The sequence below is a fragment of the Streptomyces sp. NPDC052064 genome (assembly GCF_055585925.1).
In genome coordinates this window covers 172,114-188,323 of sequence record NZ_JBVJJE010000002.1, presented here as the reverse complement: position 1 = coordinate 188,323, position 16,210 = coordinate 172,114, and the positions used below count along the sequence as shown (strand labels likewise).

The window sequence follows — 16,210 nt, the reverse complement described above, 5'->3', positions numbered from 1 at the left end:
AATCTGGAGTCACTTCCACCGCAGAGGAAGCGGAGGTAAGTCAACTCCCCTCGATCTCACCGGAGATGAAGATGACCCGTCGCCCCGCAGCCACGTCCGTACGCAAGCGCGTCGCCGTCGCCACCGCCGTGGCCGTCCTCGCCGCCGGCACCTTCGCCGTCGGAGCCGGAGTCGCCGGAGCCGACGCGCGCGGCCAGTCCGAGAAGAAGTCCGCCAAGACGGCCACCAAGGCGCAGGTGCTCGGGCTGTTCGACCAGTGGAACGCGGCGCTTGCGACCGGCGACCCGCAGAAGGTCGCCGACCTGTACGCGAAGGACGCGGTCCTGCTGCCGACCGTCTCCGACAACGTCCGTACGGACAGAGCCGAGATCGTCGACTACTTCGAGCACTTCCTCCAGAACAAGCCGGTCGGCACGAAGATCGAGTCGGTCGTCAGTGTTCTCGACCGGAACACCGTGATCGACACCGGTGTGTACGAGTTCGCGCTCACCGACCACGAGACGGGTGCGAAGAACACCGTCAAGGCCCGCTACACGTACGCCTACGAGAAGCAGCCGAACGGCACGTGGCTGATCGTCAACCACCACTCCTCGAAGATGCCCGAGGGCTGACCGCCCGGAGGGTGATCGTCACGCACAGGCCGCCGCGGGGAGCGTCCGTCAGCACCACGGTCCCGCCGTCGTCCGTCGCCAGTTGCCTGACGACGGCGAGACCGAGACCGGAGCCGCCCTTCCCGGTCAGGCCCTGGCCGCGCCAGAAGCGGTCGAAGGCGCGGGACTTCTCGGCGTCCGACATGCCGGGCCCCTCGTCCAGGACCGACACCCCCACCACATCGCCCCGGGGGTCCACCCGCACGGTGATCGTCCCGCCGTCCGGTGAGACCTCCAGGGCGTTGGAGAGCACGTTGTCCAGCATCTGGTCCAGATGACCGGGGCTGGACAGCACAGACGGCCGGCCGTCGATACTCCCCCTGAGCGCGACGGTGACTCCGCGCTCGTCGGCGGCCGGTCTCCACACGGCGAGCCGCTCCCGCACGATCTCCACCAGCGGGAGCGGCTCGGCAGCCGTCACCTTCGCCTCGGCCCGGGCCAGCACCAGCAGGCCGTTGACCAGGCGGTTCATCCGGACGACCTCGGCGGTGGCCTGCTCCACGTCCTCCCGTACGAACTCGTCGTCCACACCGTCCGCGATGTTGTCCAGGGACAGCCGCAGGGCCGTGAGCGGGGTGCGCAGCTGGTGCGAGGCGTCCGCCACGAAGATGCGCTGGGCCGCGATCAGCGTGTCCAGGCGTTCCGCGCCCTGGTTGAGCGTGCGCGCCAGCGTCTGGGTCTCAGGCGGGCCCGTCACGGGGGAGCGGGCGGTCAGGTCGCCGTCGCTGAACTTGCTCGCCATGTCGTTGAGCTGGCGCAGCGGGCGGGTGAGGCGGCGCGCCACGCCCGCGCCGAGCAGGGCGGCCACCACGAGGACCAGCACCGCGAGGACAGCCCGGAAGCCCCAGATCGTCCACAGGCGGTCGGTCATATCGTCCGTCGAGTAGACGATGCGCACGGCGCCCACGGCGCGGTCCTCCCCGGCCGTCTTGGCGGGGACGGTGATCACCAGCTCGGGACCCCAGATGAAGGAGGAGCCCCAGTCGGTCGTCGAACGGTTCCGGTCGAGGGCCGCGGTCAGGGCCGCGTCCTCCCTCGCCCGGAGCAGGCCCGGCGCGCAGCCCGGGGCTCCGGTCACCTGGACGTCGCCGGGCGTCTCGGCGGCGTACGCGGTGGCCATCTTCTGGAGTGCCTCGCACGAGGTGGTGTCGCCGTTGGCCAGCAGCAGCGCCATGGTCTCGGCCTCGCGCACCACGGATTCCTCGGTGTCGCCCCGCAGTTGGGCGGTGAGGGAGAAGGCCACCGGCACCGTGAACAGGGCGATGGCGATCGCGACGAGGAAGATGTAGCTGCGGACGAGCTGGCGGATCATGAGGCGTCGCTGTCCGCGCTCGTGTCGCCGCCGCTGTCCTCGACGATCTCCAGCCGGAAGCCGACCCCGCGCACCGCCTCGATCGTGATCGCCCCCGCCAGCTTCCGCCGCAGCGCCGACACGTGCACGTCCAGCGTCTTCGTCGGCCCGAACCAGTTGGCGTCCCAGACCGCTTCCATGATCTGCTCGCGCGACATCAGCGCCCCGGGCTCCTCGGTGAGGAAGGCCAGCAGGTCGTACTCCTTGGGCGGGAGGGCCACCTCCTCGCCGTCGAGCCGCACCCGGGCCGCCTTGCGGTCGACGGTCAGACGGGGGCCGTAGCGGTCGGGGCCGTTCTCGGGTGTCCCGGCCGCGGGAGTGCGGGGCTGCGCGCGGCGCATGACCGCCCGGATGCGGGCGATGACCTCCCGGACGCCGAACGGCTTGGAGACGTAGTCGTCCGCGCCGAGCTCCAGGCCCACCACCCGGTCCGTCTCGTCGCTGCGGGCGCTGATCACGATGATCGGGACGTTGCCGCGTTCGCTCAGCGCCTTGCAGACGTCGAGGCCGTCGGTGTCGGGCAGGCCGAGGTCCAGCAGGACGACGTCGTAGAGGCCCGTGTGGCTCAGCGCCGCCTGGCCCGTGGTGACCCACTCGACCTCGAAGCCGTAGCGCTTCAGGCCGCGTCTGAGGGACTCGGCGACCGGTTCATCGTCTTCCACCAGAAGTACGCGCACAGGCGAACCCTAGTGCTTGAAAGTTGAGCCACCGTGACCAGCCCGCGTGCGATTGTGACGCCGGGCACTTTCTCGCGTGGCCTGTGCCCAGATGGGCATGAGCAGCTCTGGACGAGTGGCCGGGAAATCTCAGCATGCGATATCGCGGCAGGGTTTTTCGGACGCTCGTTAGACTGAGCCGACCGCAGTACGAATGCGTATGAGCGGATAGAGACGGATTGAGCGAGGAGCGCACGTGGGCCTTGTCGTGCAGAAGTACGGAGGCTCCTCCGTAGCCGATGCCGAGGGCATCAAGCGCGTCGCCAAGCGGATCGTGGAAGCGAAGCAGAACGGCAACCAGGTGGTTGCCGTCGTTTCCGCGATGGGCGACACGACGGACGAGCTGATCGATCTCGCCGAGCAGGTTTCCCCGATGCCTGCCGGGCGCGAGCTCGACATGCTGCTGACCGCCGGAGAGCGGATCTCCATGGCACTGCTGGCCATGGCGATCAAAAAGCTGGGCCACGAGGCGCAGTCGTTCACCGGCAGCCAGGCAGGTGTCATCACCGACTCGGTCCACAACAAGGCCCGGATCATCGACGTCACGCCGGGTCGGATCAAAACCTCGGTGGACGAGGGCAACATCGCGATCGTCGCCGGTTTCCAGGGCGTCAGCCAGGACACCAAGGACATCACCACCCTCGGCCGCGGCGGCTCCGACACCACCGCGGTGGCCCTCGCCGCCGCCCTCGACGCCGACGTCTGCGAGATCTACACCGACGTCGACGGCGTGTTCACCGCCGACCCGCGCGTGGTGAAGAAGGCCCGGAAGATCGACTGGATCTCCCTCGAGGACATGCTCGAGCTGGCGGCATCCGGGTCGAAGGTGCTGCTCCACCGCTGCGTGGAGTACGCCCGCCGGTACGACATCCCGATCCACGTCCGGTCCAGCTTCAGCGGACTTCAGGGCACGTGGGTCAGCAGTGAGCCGATTCAGCAAGGGGACAAGCAGGTGGAGCAGGCCATCATCTCCGGTGTCGCGCACGACACCTCCGAGGCCAAGGTCACGGTCGTCGGCGTGCCGGACAAGCCGGGCGAGGCGGCCGCGATCTTCCGTACGATCTCGGACGCCGAGATCAACATCGACATGATCGTGCAGAACGTGTCCGCCGCCTCCACGGGCCTGACGGACATCTCCTTCACGCTCCCCAAGGCCGAGGGCCGCAAGGCCATAGACGCCCTGGAGAAGAACAAGGGCGGCATCGGCTTCGACTCCCTGCGCTACGACGACCAGATCGGGAAGATCTCCCTGGTCGGCGCCGGGATGAAGACGAACCCGGGTGTCACGGCCGACTTCTTCAAGGCGCTGTCCGACGCCGGTGTGAACATCGAGCTGATCTCGACATCCGAGATCCGCATCTCGGTCGTCACGCGCGCCGACGACGTGCCCGAGGCCGTCCGTGCCGTGCACACCGCGTTCGGGCTCGACTCCGACAGCGACGAAGCCGTCGTCTACGGAGGCACCGGCCGCTGATGACCGGCCTCCGACGGGCCGACCGGCCCGGCCGCTCCGGGCGGCCGACGCTCGCCGTCGTGGGAGCGACCGGGGCCGTCGGCACGGTCATGCTCCAGATCCTGTCCCAGCGGGCGGACGTCTGGGGCGAGATCCGACTGATCGCCTCCCCGCGTTCGGCCGGCCGCAAGCTGGCCGTGCGCGGCGAGGAGACCGAGGTCGTGGCGCTCACCGAGGAGGCCTTCGACGGGGTCGACGTCGCCATGTTCGACGTCCCCGACGAGGTCGCCGAGCGGTGGGCGCCCCTGGCCGCCGCCAAGGGCGCGGTGGTGGTCGACAACTCCGGCACGTTCCGGATGGATCCGGACGTGCCGCTCGTCGTGCCCGAGGTCAATCCGCACGCCGTGCGGATGCGCCCGCGCGGGATCATCGCCAACCCCAGCTGCACGACGCTCTCCATGATCGTGGCCCTGGGCGCGCTGCACGCCGAGTTCGGGCTGCGCGAGCTGGTGGTCTCCTCGTACCAGGCGGTCAGCGGCGCCGGCCGCGCGGGCGTGGCGACGCTGCGGCAGCAGTTGTCCCTGGTCGCCGGCACGGAGCTGGGGACCAGCCCCGGTGACGTACGGCGGGTCGTGGGGGACAGCACGGGACCGTTCTCGGAGCCGGTCGCGCTGAACGTCGTGCCGTGGGCCGGGTCGCCGCGCGAGGACGGCTGGTCGTCGGAGGAGCTGAAGGTCCGGGACGAGTCCCGCAAGATCCTCGGGCTGCCCGCCCTGCCCGTGGCCGTCACCTGCGTCCGCGTGCCCGTGATCACCACGCATTCGCTGACCGTGCACGCCCGCTTCGAGGGCGAGGTCACCGTCGACAAGGCCCGCGAGATCCTCGCCACGGCGCCCGGGGTCGTGCTGTTCGACAACCCGGCCGCGGGGGAGTTCCCGACCCCTGCCGACGTGGTCGGCACCGACCCGACGTGGGTCGGGCGGGTGCGCCGGGCCCTGGACGACCCGACGGCGCTCGAACTGTTCGTCTGCGGGGACAACCTGCGCAAGGGCTCCGCGCTCAACACCGCGCAGATCGCCGAACTGGTGGCCGCCGAGCTTTCTTGACGTGCAGAGCCGGTGGCCGCCGGGCCTTCGTGACGTGCCGAACTGGCGGCCGCCGGGTTTTCGTGAAGTTTCGCCACGCCGAAATCCCCCGGCAGGTGTCATAGGCGGTTTGTAGGATCTGTGTACGACATGTGAGCCGGTCGATGGTCCGGACCACTTGTCCCGAACCCCATCGGCATCCGAGGATTTACCTCCCCGCCCTCCGCAACCGCGCGGAGGGCGGGGAGCGTCTTTGCGGTCGCCCTTCCGGGCCGCGGGACGTGCATTCAGGCGTGGGGACGTCTGGAACCGGGCGTGGGGACGCCCGTTCACAAATGGACATAGGGGAAGAGCGGGACGCATGAGGGCATTTGATGCACCACCGGTTGTGCTGCCTGACGCGGGTAGACCGTCGCCGGCGAAGGTCGGCGTGAAAGTGATGCCCGGCACGTACAACCCTCACGGGGGGGAGCGTGTCCAACAGACGTGGCAGAGGTACTCGACTTCAGCGCGGCACGCGGCACGGTCATCAGACCGCCCCGTCCGGCGGCTCTACGACCCCGCATGCCCGGTACCGCCGGTGGCATGCCGGTGATCGCGCCCGTGCCCGCAGCGCGGCCGGCCCGCATCCCGAACCAGCGTGACGGTGCCGAGGACGGTGTCGCGGCCGGGACCACCGTCGACCACCTCACCGAGACCTACCGGGCGCACTACCGCTCGCTGCTCGGTCTCGCCGCCCTCCTCCTCGACGACACGGCCTCCTGCGAGGACGTCGTCCAGGAGGCCTTCATCCGGGTCCACTCGGCCCGCAAGCGCGTCCGCGACCCCGAGAAGACCCTGGCGTACCTGCGTCAGACGGTCGTCAACCTGTCGCGCTCGGCGCTGCGCCGCCGCATCCTCGGCCTGAAGCTGCTGTCGAAGCCCATGCCCGACATGGCGAGCGCCGAGGAAGGCGCCTACGACCAGCTGGAGCGCGACTCCCTCATCAAGGCGATGAAGAACCTCCAGCGCCGCCAGCGCGAGGTGCTGGTGCTGCGCTACTTCGCGGACATGACCGAGGCTCAGGTCGCCGAGACCCTCGGCATATCCCTGGGCTCGGTCAAGGCGTACGGCTCGCGCGGCATCGCGGCGCTCCGGCTGGCCATGGAGGCGCCGGCATGAGCGACGGCAACGGCGCGCCCCGCGACGGGCGTGACCGGCACGAGCCCTTCGAGTGGCATGAGCCGACAAGGCTGCACGGGCAAGATCCGAAGCAATCGCACGCTGGGAACGGAACTGTGAACCACGGCCTGGACGACCAGAGCTCCAAGGGGCTCGACTCGGACGAGCTGGATCTGCGCAGGATGCTGCACCAAGCGGTGCAGGAGGTGGAACCGCGCGACGGCACGCTGGACTACCTGCGGAAGGCGGTGCCCCAGCGGCGGACCCGCAAGCGGCAGGCCGTCGTCGGCATGGCCGCCGCCGCGCTGTTCATCGGCACGGCCGTCCCCGCCCTCGTGCACGTCTCCAACTCCACCGGCTCCGAGGCCAACCCGTCGGCCATCGGTCACGCCTCCGAGACCCAGGGCAGCACGAGCGACGGCAAGGGCCCGGACGGCGGCGAGAGCAGCGCGGGCGGCACCCCCGGCAAGACCGAGGGCAAGGAAAAGGGCGACAAGAAGCAGAAGGGCAAGGAGAGCAAGGGCACCGGCGCCTCTACCGGAGCGTCCCAGGGTGCGGGCCCGTCCTCCACCGCCGCCGCCGGCATCCAGGCGTGCACCGCCGCCCAGCTCGGCCCCGCCGCCGGAAGCAGCGTCGCCCCCGACTCCACCGGCGCGGTCTACGGCTCCTTCCGTGTCACCAACGTCTCCGCGGCGAGCTGTACGGTCACCGGCCCCGGCGACGTGAGCGCGCTGGCGCAGGGTTCGGCCGACGCCACCAAGATCGGTGCGGTCCGGCACACGGCCGGGGACGCGGCGGCCGGACTGCCCGACCCGTCCCTGGAGGCCGCCCAGCTGGTGCTCGCGCCGGGCGTCGCCTACGACGTGAAGTTCGCCTGGGTCCCCACGGAGACCTGCCCCACCTCCGGCGGCCCCGACGACCCCGTTGACCCCACTCCAACCCCCACACCGTCGCAGGACAGCGCGGCCGCCGGCGGCACCTCCACCGGCGGCGACACGGGCGCGGCTCCGCAGCTGGCCACGGAGGACGGCACGGTCGACGGCAGCGTGGTGGTCACGTACACGCCGGCGACCGGCTCGGGCGCGGGCTCGGTGACGGTGTCCAACGCCTGCGCGGGCACGGTCTACTGGACGGGCGTACTGGCGGCGTCGTAGTCGTACAACCCACGGGCAGTCGTGCCTCCCCCAGTGCCTTAAGGGCCTGGGAGGTGCCCCCAGGGTGGCACGGGTGAGCGCGGGCGGTACCCCGCTCCGCCGGGCTGCGCACCCACCCGCCCTCAGCAGCGACGCCGCCTCACTTGGCGCCGGCGTCCACAGCGACAGGCTCCTCCTCCGGCGCCAGCCCCAGCTCCGCGTCCCGCGCGAACTCCACCTCACGCCGCAGCAACCGGAACCACATGAAGATCACAAACCCCACGAAGGCGAACCACTCGGCGGTGTAACCGAGGTTCTGGAACGCCTTCAGATCCAGCCCCGTGTCCGGCGGGGCGCTGGCGGGCACGGTCTTCATACCCGAGTCGCCCTTGGCGAGCGTGACCCACGCGTCGTACACGTCGTACGGCACCAGATTCACCAGAGACGCCGCGCTGATCGCCCCGGTCTGCCCGGACGGCAGACCACCCTGCGCACTGACGCCGTTGTCACCCGGAGTCTCGGACGCCTGGAGCGCCCCGGTGACCGTGACCTCGCCGGTGGGCGCGGCGGGCGCCTTCGCCGCGTCGGCAGCCCCGGGCAGCCAGCCCCGGACCACCGGCAGCGCCTCGCCCGAGTCGGTGCGCAGCAGCGTCAGGACGTAGAAGCCCTGCTTGCCGTCGAGCTCCCGGCCGGGCACCAGCAACTGCTTGCCGTAGCGGCCGGTCGCGATGACCAGCTTCCCGGACGTCGCCTTGGTCACCGGCAGCATCCGACCGAGCGGCCGGGGCGCCTCGTGCCGGGCCTCGGAGACCTGCTCCGTCGCCGTGCGGTGGTCCTGCACGCGGTCCTCGAACCGGCCCAGCTGCCAGGACCCCATGAAGATGCAGAAGGGGATGGACAACAGCACGAAGACGTTGATCCCCCACCATCGGGGCGTCAGCAGAAACCGGTACACACCCTTACGGTACGGGGCAGCCGGGCGGGTCCGGCCCGCGGGGTCGGCACGGCTCCTCTGCGCGAACGCCGGTCCCGGCCGTCGCCCGGTCAGTCCTTGCGGGCCCGGATCGAGTACATCAGCGGGATCCGCGGCCGGTCCGCCGGATAGCGGAAGTAGCCGTCCCGCCGCTCGAAGCAGCCGAACCGCCGGAACAGCGAGACGTCGTGCTCGTGCAGGAACTCGATGCGCAGCCCGGCCGCCGCCAGCGCCGAGACGACCTCGCCGACCGGGTGCTGCCACTCCACGCGCCGGTTGTGGACGAACTCGGCGCCCTCGGCCGCGTACGAGCCCGGCCCCTCCTCGATCCAGGCGTCACGGGCGAAGTAGTCGTACGTGATCCGCGAACCGGTCTCGTCGTCGAGGACGTCGGTGAGCGGGTGGAACTCGGAGAGGTACAGGAACCCACCGGGCGCCACCAGCGAGGCCGCCGTCTCGGCCCAGCGCCCGATGTCGGGCAGCCAGCACAGCGCGCCGACGCCGGTGTAGACGATGTCGTACGACGGGTCCGGAACCGCGGTGGCCGCGTCGTACACGTCCGCCGAGACGAACGCCGCCCGGTCCTGGCCGAGGCCGAGATCGCGCGCGAGGCCGCTGGCGATGTCGACCGCCGGCGCGGAGAAGTCGAGGCCGACGACGCGGGCGGCACCGTGCCGGGCCCAGGCCAGGGTGTCGAGGCCGATATGGCACTGCAGGTGCAGCAGCGAGCGGCCGGAGACGTCGCCGACCTCGGCGATCTCGAAGTCGCGCAGCGGGTCCTGCCCGGCCCGGAAGGCGTCGAGGCCGTAGAAATCGCCCGCGGCGTGCATCGGGACGCGTTCGTCCCAGTGGGCGCGGTTGGCCTCGTGCCAGTCGGCCGGAGTGGGGGAGTACATGGGGGGTTACTCCTGACCTGCTGGGAAGGGGGACCGGTGGAGGTTATCCACATGCTGAGGACCTCGCCAGCGAATTGTCGGCGAGGGCGGGCAGTATGGGGCCATGACTGAGAGCAACGGATCCGAGGCGCGGGATCAGCGGGACCAGCAGGAGCAAGAGGTACGGGCGGCACAGCAGGAGCGGATGCCGGACTGGGAGAAGCGCTTCCGGGCGCCCCGGGTGTCCCTGCCCGACTGGGCGGAGGACGCGCCGGACCGCTCCCTGTTCGTGTCGAACGCGACGGGGACGTACGAGCTGTACGCCTGGGACCGGAAGACGGGCGAGCAGCGCCAGGTGACGGACCGGCCGAACGGCACGACGGACGGCGTGCTGTCACCGGACGGCGCCTGGATCTGGTGGTTCGACGACAAGGACGGTGACGAGTTCGGTGTCTGGCGCCGCCAGCCCTTCACGGGTGGGGCGGACGAACTCGCCGCCGAGGGCCTGGACGCCTCCTACCCGGCGGGCCTCGCCCTCGGCCGCGACGGGCGCACGGCGGTCGTCGGCCGCTCGACCGACGAGGACGGTACGACGATCCACCTCGTCCACACCGGCGAGGACCCGGTGGAGATCTACCGCCACCGCGAGTCGGCCGGCGTCGGCGACCTCTCCCACGACGGCTCGCTCATCGCCATCGAGCACACCGAGCACGGTGACGCCATGCACTCCGCCCTGCGCGTCCTGCGCACCGACGGCACGGCGGTCGCCGACCTCGACGACACCGAGGGCGGCACGCGCGAGCTGGGCCTGGAGGTCCTCGGCTTCGCCCCCGTCGACGGCGACACCCGCCTCCTCATCGGCCACCAGCGCCGGGGCCGCTGGGAGCCCCTGGTCTGGGACGTCGCCTCCGGCGAGGAGACGGACCTGGCGCTGGAGCTGCCGGGCGACGTCAGCGCCGAGTGGTACCCGGACGGCAGCGGCCTGCTCATCGCGCACAGCTTCGAGGCGCGCAGCGAGCTGTTCCGCTACGACCTGGCGAGCCGCGCCCTCAGCGAGGTCCCGACCCCGCCCGGCACGGTGTCCGGCGCCACGCCCCGGCCCGACGGCAGCGTGGAGTACCTGTGGTCCTCGGCCGCCGAACCGTCGGCGGTCCGCTCCACGGCAGGCGGTGTCGTGCTCGACCCGCCCGGCATGAGGTCGCCCGGCTCGGTGCCGGTGGAGGACGTGTGGGTGGAGGGCCCCGGCGGCCGTATCCACGCCCTCGTCCAGAAGCCGAAGGGCACCACCGGCCCGCTCCCCACGGTATTCGACATCCACGGCGGCCCGACCTGGCACGACAGCGACTCCTTCGCGGCGGGCCCGGCGGCGTGGGTCGACCACGGCTACGCGGTGGTCCGGGTCAACTACCGCGGCTCGACGGGCTACGGCCGTGCCTGGACGGACGCCCTGAAGCACCGCGTGGGCCTCATCGAACTGGAGGACATCGCCGCGGTCCGCGAATGGGCCGTCACCTCCGGCCTCGCGGACCCCGACCGCCTCATCCTGACCGGCGGTTCCTGGGGCGGCTACCTCACCCTCCTCGGCCTCGGCGTCCAGCCCGACGCGTGGGCCCTGGGCATCGCGGCGGTCCCCGTCGCCGACTACGTCACGGCGTACCACGACGAGATGGAAGCGCTGAAGGCGATGGACCGCACACTCCTCGGCGGCACCCCCGAAGAGGTCCCCGACCGCTTCGAGGCCTCGTCTCCCCTCACCTACGTCGACCAGGTCAAGGCCCCGGTCTACATCTCGGCCGGCGTCAACGACCCGCGCTGCCCCATCCGCCAGATCGAGAACTACGTCAAACGCCTGGAGGCGAGGGGCGCGGTCCACGAGGTGTACCGCTATGACGCCGGGCACGGGTCGCTGGTGGTGGACGAGCGGATCAAGCAGGTGAGGTTGGAGCTGGAGTTCGCGGAGAGGCACCTGAAGGACTAGGACGCGAGCCCGCGGGCAGTGGCCCCTGGCCCGCGGCAGGCGTGCCGCTGGGGCGATGAGGGCCCCCTGCTCGAGCGAAGTCGAGAGCTTGGGGGAGGGTGGGCGCTGGGGGTACCCCTGCTCGAAGAGCTCGGGGGAGGCACCCCGCTGCGCAACGCCCCGGCCTCAGCCCAACGCCGAGCACCTCGAAACCCCGGGTTGCGCACCCCGGCCTCTCCCGACGTCGAGCCGTGAACCCCCGCTCGGCGTCACGCCCCCGCCCGCTCCCGCCTCCTGCGCCCCAGCAACTCCGCCAACCCCCGCCGCGTAGCCGCCAGCACCACCCGATCATCCGCCCCCAGCACATACGTGGGAGGCAGATCCCACACCAGCCCCGAAGCCGGCGCACCTTCCTCCTCCGGACTCTCCGCCTCACCCCGCCGCCCCCCAGGAGGTGCCGTGTTGAGCGCCAGCACTCGCCAGGCCCCCGCCCGGAACGCCTGCCCCACCGTCCGCCCCTCCAACTGCGGATGCCCCGCCACATCCACCTCCGCGAACAGCAACACCCGCCGCTCGACCGGAATCGCCCCCAGAATCTGCCGCCCCATCATCGCCCCGGCGAACGCGGGCGCGGCCAGATGCGACACACTCCGGCTCCGCGTGAGGGCGAACGGATGCGCGGCCCGGAGCGTCCGGTACACCGCGGTCGCGAAGTCGTCGTCGTACAGCCGCAACACCACCCGCAGATCGGGCCGCACGGACCGCGCGTACAAGGCGGCCTCCAGATTCGTCGTGTCCGCACTGGTCAATGCCAGCAAGGCGTGCGCCCTATGGATCTTGGCGGCCTCCAGCACCCCTTCCTGCGTGACATCTCCGAGCACCACCGGTACCCGCAGCCGCCGCGCCGTGGCCATCCCCCTGGCCTCCGGATCGGATTCGACGCACACCACCGGAATGTGCAGCTCCCGCAGCCGCGTCAGTACCCGGGTCCCGATCTTGCCGAGCCCGAGCAGCACCACGTGCCCGCCGAGCCCCCGCGGCGGCTTCCGCAGCGCCGACGCGCTGCGGAACGTGCCCAGTGCCTCCAGCACCGCGGCCAGCAGCACCGGCAGCAGCAGCAACCCGACCAGCCCGGACAGCAGTTGCAGGACCTGCCGCGCGGTCGACTTGTGGTACGCGGGATCGTTGATGCCGAACAGGTCGAGGAGCGTGACGTACGTGGCGTACAGCGGATGCTCCCCGGTCACGAACATCAACGCGACGGCGAGCGCGAGCACACATCCCACCAGCCCGGCCAGCGACCACCGCAGCCGGCGTGAGAACAGCGAGGCGAACGACGGCACACCGCCCCGCCCGGCGGGCAGGGACGGCCCCGAGTACGACACCTGCTCCAGGACGACGGTCCCGCGCCCGGTCGCCGACGCCACCGCCGCCTCGTCAGGCAGCAGTTGCGGCCCCTGCTCCCCGCTGCCCTCTGAACCGTCGGCGCCGGCCGGGTCGTTGCTCGTCGCGGACAGCAGCGCCAGGGTGCACAGGCCGGGGTCGGCCACCTCGCCCGGCCGCGGTGGCTGTCGCTCCACGGCACGCAGGACGAGCCCCTCGGTCTGGACGACCTTGCTGGTGCCGACGAGGGCGGTGGCGGCCAGGGCGGGCGCGGCCGTGTCGGCGTCGGACAGCACGGTCGTCGACGTGTCCAGTCCTCCCGTGCCGGGCCCCGTGCCGGAGGCCACCGCCGCCGTCTGGTCGAGCAGTTCCTCGATGTGCTGGCCCAACCGCCGGTTGTACAAACGGAGGACGAGCCTGAGGCGGGGGTTGAGCCGACGGGCGGTGAGGGCGGCGCGGATGTTGGTCTCGTCGTCGTCGTACACGAGCGCCAGAGCCGCCGCCCGCTCGGCGCCCACGTCCGTGAGTACGGCCTCGGTGACCTCGGCGGCCTCCACGACCTGCTCGTTCGTGGCCGGTTCGGCGCCGCCCGTGCCCGTCCGGTTGACGGCCGCGCTGACCCGGTCGAGCAGCGCCGCCGAGGCGGCCCGGGCCCGTCCGACCACCGGCTGCCGCACCCGGCGCCCCGAGGGCGGCACCACGAGCGTGACGTGTTCGCCGTACACACCGCGGAGTTCGGCGGCCAGCCGGTGCGCGAGCCCGTCGTCCCCGCACACGATCATGTGCGTGGCCGGATCACCTGGCAGACCTTGGTTCGGAACGCTCCCCACAAGGGAGAAGACTGCCTCACCGGGACGGCTGGTTCCAGAAGGGAACCGAGGTGGCTGAACGCCCGACGTGGCCCGGCCGTACAGAAGGGGAGGCAATGCCCGTGCGCACGACCGGAGGTACCGGGCCGGTGGCCACCACGAAACCCGCCCCGCAGGAGACCGACGAGACCGTCGGGAACACGTCCGTCGGGAACGAGACCACGAAGCCGGCCTCCGGCAAGGGCGGCCCGAGTCAGGACCCGGAAGAAGCCCGCCACCTCAACTCCCCCCTCCTGCTCACCCTCCTGCTGCTCACGGCGGTGATGTTCCAGGACCCGATCCGCAGGGCCCTGTCCGCACCGGTGATGCAGAGCTGGATGACGGTGTTCGTCGCGGTCATGGTCCAGGCTCTGCCGTTCCTGGTGCTCGGCGTGCTGCTGTCCGCGGCGATCGCGGTGTTCGTGCCGCCGTCCTTCTTCGCCCGGGCCCTGCCGAAGCGGCCGGCCCTGGCGGTCCCGGTCGCGGGCGCGGCGGGCGCGGTGCTGCCGGGCTGCGAGTGCGCGTCGGTGCCGGTGGCCGGGGCGCTGGTCCGCCGAGGGGTCACACCGGCGGCGGCGCTGGCGTTCCTCCTCTCGGCGCCCGCCATCAACCCGATCGTGCTGACCGCGACGGCGGTCGCCTTCCCCGGCAATCCGGAGATGGTCCTGGCCCGCTTCGTCGCGAGCCTGCTGGTGGCCTGCGCGATGGGCTGGCTCTGGCACCGCCTCGGCCGCACGGAGTGGCTGCGCCCACCCGACAGACCGTCGTACGAGGGCCGGGGCAAGGGGGCGGCCTTCTGGGGCTCGGTGCGCCACGACGTGATGCACGCCGGCGGTTTCCTGGTGGTCGGTGCGATGGCCGCGGCGACGCTGAAGGCGGTGGTGCCGGAGGAGTGGCTGCGCGCGGCGGCCGGGAATCCGGTGTTCTCGGTGCTGGCCCTCGCGGTGCTCGCCGTCCTGCTGTCCATCTGCTCGGAGGCGGACGCGTTCGTGGCGGCGTCCCTGACCCAGTTCTCGCTGACGGCCCGTCTGACGTTCCTGGTCGTGGGGCCGATGATCGACCTGAAGCTCTTCGCGATGCAGGCGGGCACCTTCGGCCGCGCCTTCGCCCTGCGCTTCGCCCCCGCGACGTTCGCCCTGGCCGTCGTCGTGTCGGCCCTGACCGGAACGGTCCTGCTGTGAACCGCCTGGCCCAGACGGCCCTCCTCTTCCTGCTCGGGGCGACGCTTCTGCACGCCGGCCTGACCGACCTCTACCTGCGCTACGTCAAGGCGGGCCTGCGTCCGCTGGTCCTGCTGGCGGGCGTGGTGCTGATCGCGACGGCGGCGGCGACGCTCTGGTACGAACGCCGTCGAGCGCCCGCGCGACAGCACCACCACGAGCCCCGAATCTCCTGGCTCCTCGCCCTCCCCGTCCTCGCCCTGATCCTGGTCGCCCCACCGGCCCTGGGCTCCTACAGCGCGGCCCACACGGGCACCGCCCTGACGAAGCCCTTCGGCTTCCCGGACCTCCCCGCCGGCGAGACCCTCCGCCTCGGCGTGGCCGACTACGCCGGCCGCGCGGTCTACGACGACGGCCGCTCCCTCCGCGACCGGGAGCTGAAGATCACCGGCTTCGTCACCCTGGACCGGGCGGGCGCCCCGTACCTGGTACGCATGGGCCTCAACTGCTGCGCTGCGGACGCCCAGCCGGTCAAGATCGCCCTGACCGGCAACATCCCCCCGGTCCTGAGCCCGGACACCTGGCTGGAGATCACCGGCCGGTACACACCGCGCCGGACCAAGGACCCGGTCAACGACGGCCCGATCCCGTACCTCGAAGTCACCAGCACCAGACCGGTACCGGCGCCGGCCGACCCGTACGACGAGACGTGGAACAACTGAGACCCGCGTACTGCGCGTAGCACCAGGCGTACTAGAAGCGCCATTTCCGGGTACTCGGGAATGCCGCTGATCAGCGAGGGGGAGGTATGACCACACCGAGCGGCGAGACCGGGACCGGGACGCAGACCGACCGTGCGGCGGAACTCACCCGGGACCTCCTGACCGAGGCCCGCGAGCAACTCGCGAAGGCCGACAGCAAGGCCGGACTGACGCTGGCGACCCTGGGCGCGGCCCTGACCGCCCTGCTCGGCGCGATCGTCGGCGGCCTCATCGCGCCCGGCCAGTACGCCGTGATCCCCCAGCTCCTGGTGTGGGCCGGCTGTGCCGCCTGCGCCCCGTCTCTCGTCCTCCTCGGCCTGGCCGTGTCCCCCCGACGCCCCTCCCAGGCGGCCTCTTCCCGCGACGCGACCCAGTTGGAGGTCCTGTCCCGCACCGCCTGGATCAAGTACCGCTGCATCCGCCGGGCGATGGCCTGGGGCGCGGTCTTCCTCACGCTCACACTGGCGGGAACGCTGGCCGGGGTCCTGTCCTGACAGCCCGCCTCGGGCCACTGTCCCTGAACCTGACCCGTGCGCTGCGGCGGCTCGTCCGCGCTTCTCGGCACGGGACAGCACTTCGCACGGCAGCAATAACTCACCAGTAATGAGTCTGGATTTGTGTTCTATTAGGGAACGTCCGTTCGGTCAATTCCGGCTGTGAAGCAAGAAAACAGGCCACATCCCGTCCCGTCTGTTTTCCGGGGC

At 71.4% G+C, this 16,210-nt stretch carries 14 protein-coding genes; 9 read left to right on the top strand and 5 right to left on the bottom strand.

The window, feature by feature from the left end; translation table 11 throughout:
- Positions 1 to 71: 71 nt before the first annotated feature.
- The gene (locus ACZ6TU_RS05450) at positions 72 to 611 is read left to right on the top strand and encodes an SgcJ/EcaC family oxidoreductase (protein WP_467674884.1); all 540 of its coding nucleotides are present in this window, start codon (positions 72 to 74) and stop codon (positions 609 to 611) included.
- Here the strand turns inward: ACZ6TU_RS05450 and ACZ6TU_RS05445 are convergent.
- Positions 577 to 1,962: a sensor histidine kinase gene (locus ACZ6TU_RS05445; RefSeq protein WP_469546838.1), complete on the bottom strand. Its 1,386-nt coding sequence runs from the start codon at positions 1,960 to 1,962 to the stop codon at positions 577 to 579. The two genes, ACZ6TU_RS05450 and ACZ6TU_RS05445, sit on opposite strands and share 35 nt — an antisense overlap.
- Entirely contained in the window at positions 1,959 to 2,678 is a 720-nt protein-coding gene (locus tag ACZ6TU_RS05440; protein ID WP_469546835.1) for a response regulator transcription factor, read from the bottom strand. Before ACZ6TU_RS05440 ends, ACZ6TU_RS05445 begins: the two co-directional genes overlap by 4 nt.
- Positions 2,679 to 2,913: 235 nt before the next feature.
- Here ACZ6TU_RS05440 and ACZ6TU_RS05435 point away from each other — a divergent pair, with 235 nt between their 5' ends.
- The 4 genes from ACZ6TU_RS05435 (at position 2,914) to ACZ6TU_RS05420 (ending at position 7,570) form a co-directional block, all read left to right on the top strand.
- Positions 2,914 to 4,191 (top strand): aspartate kinase, encoded by a 1,278-nt coding sequence (locus ACZ6TU_RS05435; protein ID WP_467361778.1) that lies wholly within the window; start codon positions 2,914 to 2,916, stop codon positions 4,189 to 4,191.
- Positions 4,191 to 5,276, top strand: a complete 1,086-nt coding sequence (locus ACZ6TU_RS05430) for an aspartate-semialdehyde dehydrogenase (RefSeq protein ID WP_467674890.1) — start codon at positions 4,191 to 4,193, stop codon at positions 5,274 to 5,276. Before ACZ6TU_RS05435 ends, ACZ6TU_RS05430 begins: the two co-directional genes overlap by 1 nt.
- A 564-nt stretch (positions 5,277 to 5,840) precedes the next feature.
- The gene (locus tag ACZ6TU_RS05425) at positions 5,841 to 6,416 is read left to right on the top strand and encodes a SigE family RNA polymerase sigma factor (protein ID WP_184986391.1); all 576 of its coding nucleotides are present in this window, start codon (positions 5,841 to 5,843) and stop codon (positions 6,414 to 6,416) included.
- A 116-nt stretch (positions 6,417 to 6,532) separates the two neighbouring features.
- Positions 6,533 to 7,570: a hypothetical protein gene (locus ACZ6TU_RS05420; protein WP_469546831.1), complete on the top strand. Its 1,038-nt coding sequence runs from the start codon at positions 6,533 to 6,535 to the stop codon at positions 7,568 to 7,570.
- A 139-nt stretch (positions 7,571 to 7,709) separates the two neighbouring features.
- Here ACZ6TU_RS05420 and ACZ6TU_RS05415 read toward each other — a convergent pair whose 3' ends face one another.
- A complete protein-coding gene (locus ACZ6TU_RS05415; protein ID WP_469546828.1) occupies positions 7,710 to 8,504 on the bottom strand; it encodes an SURF1 family protein in 795 nt (264 codons plus the stop codon).
- Between the two features lie 89 nt (positions 8,505 to 8,593).
- Positions 8,594 to 9,418 carry a class I SAM-dependent methyltransferase gene (locus ACZ6TU_RS05410; RefSeq protein ID WP_469546827.1) on the bottom strand — a complete coding sequence of 275 codons (825 nt, stop codon included), beginning with the start codon at positions 9,416 to 9,418 and terminating at the stop codon, positions 8,594 to 8,596.
- 103 nt (positions 9,419 to 9,521) lie between these two features.
- Between ACZ6TU_RS05410 and ACZ6TU_RS05405 the strand changes: the two genes are divergently transcribed.
- Entirely contained in the window at positions 9,522 to 11,375 is a 1,854-nt protein-coding gene (locus tag ACZ6TU_RS05405) for a S9 family peptidase (protein WP_469546824.1), read from the top strand.
- 248 nt (positions 11,376 to 11,623) lie between these two features.
- On the opposite strand, the gene ACZ6TU_RS05400 is transcribed toward ACZ6TU_RS05405, so the two are convergent.
- Positions 11,624 to 13,519: an NAD-binding protein gene (locus ACZ6TU_RS05400; RefSeq protein ID WP_469546821.1), complete on the bottom strand. Its 1,896-nt coding sequence runs from the start codon at positions 13,517 to 13,519 to the stop codon at positions 11,624 to 11,626.
- A gap of 143 nt (positions 13,520 to 13,662) precedes the next feature.
- Between ACZ6TU_RS05400 and ACZ6TU_RS05395 the strand changes: the two genes are divergently transcribed.
- The 3 genes from ACZ6TU_RS05395 to ACZ6TU_RS05385 all read left to right on the top strand — a co-directional run bounded on the left by ACZ6TU_RS05395 (position 13,663) and on the right by ACZ6TU_RS05385 (position 16,000).
- Entirely contained in the window at positions 13,663 to 14,766 is a 1,104-nt protein-coding gene (locus tag ACZ6TU_RS05395; RefSeq protein WP_467674902.1) for a permease, read from the top strand.
- A complete protein-coding gene (locus tag ACZ6TU_RS05390; protein WP_467674904.1) occupies positions 14,763 to 15,467 on the top strand; it encodes a TIGR03943 family putative permease subunit in 705 nt (234 codons plus the stop codon). The genes ACZ6TU_RS05395 and ACZ6TU_RS05390 overlap by 4 nt, the downstream gene beginning before the upstream one ends.
- 86 nt (positions 15,468 to 15,553) lie before the next feature.
- Positions 15,554 to 16,000: a Pycsar system effector family protein gene (locus ACZ6TU_RS05385; RefSeq protein ID WP_469546818.1), complete on the top strand. Its 447-nt coding sequence runs from the start codon at positions 15,554 to 15,556 to the stop codon at positions 15,998 to 16,000.
- Positions 16,001 to 16,210 lie beyond the last annotated feature (210 nt).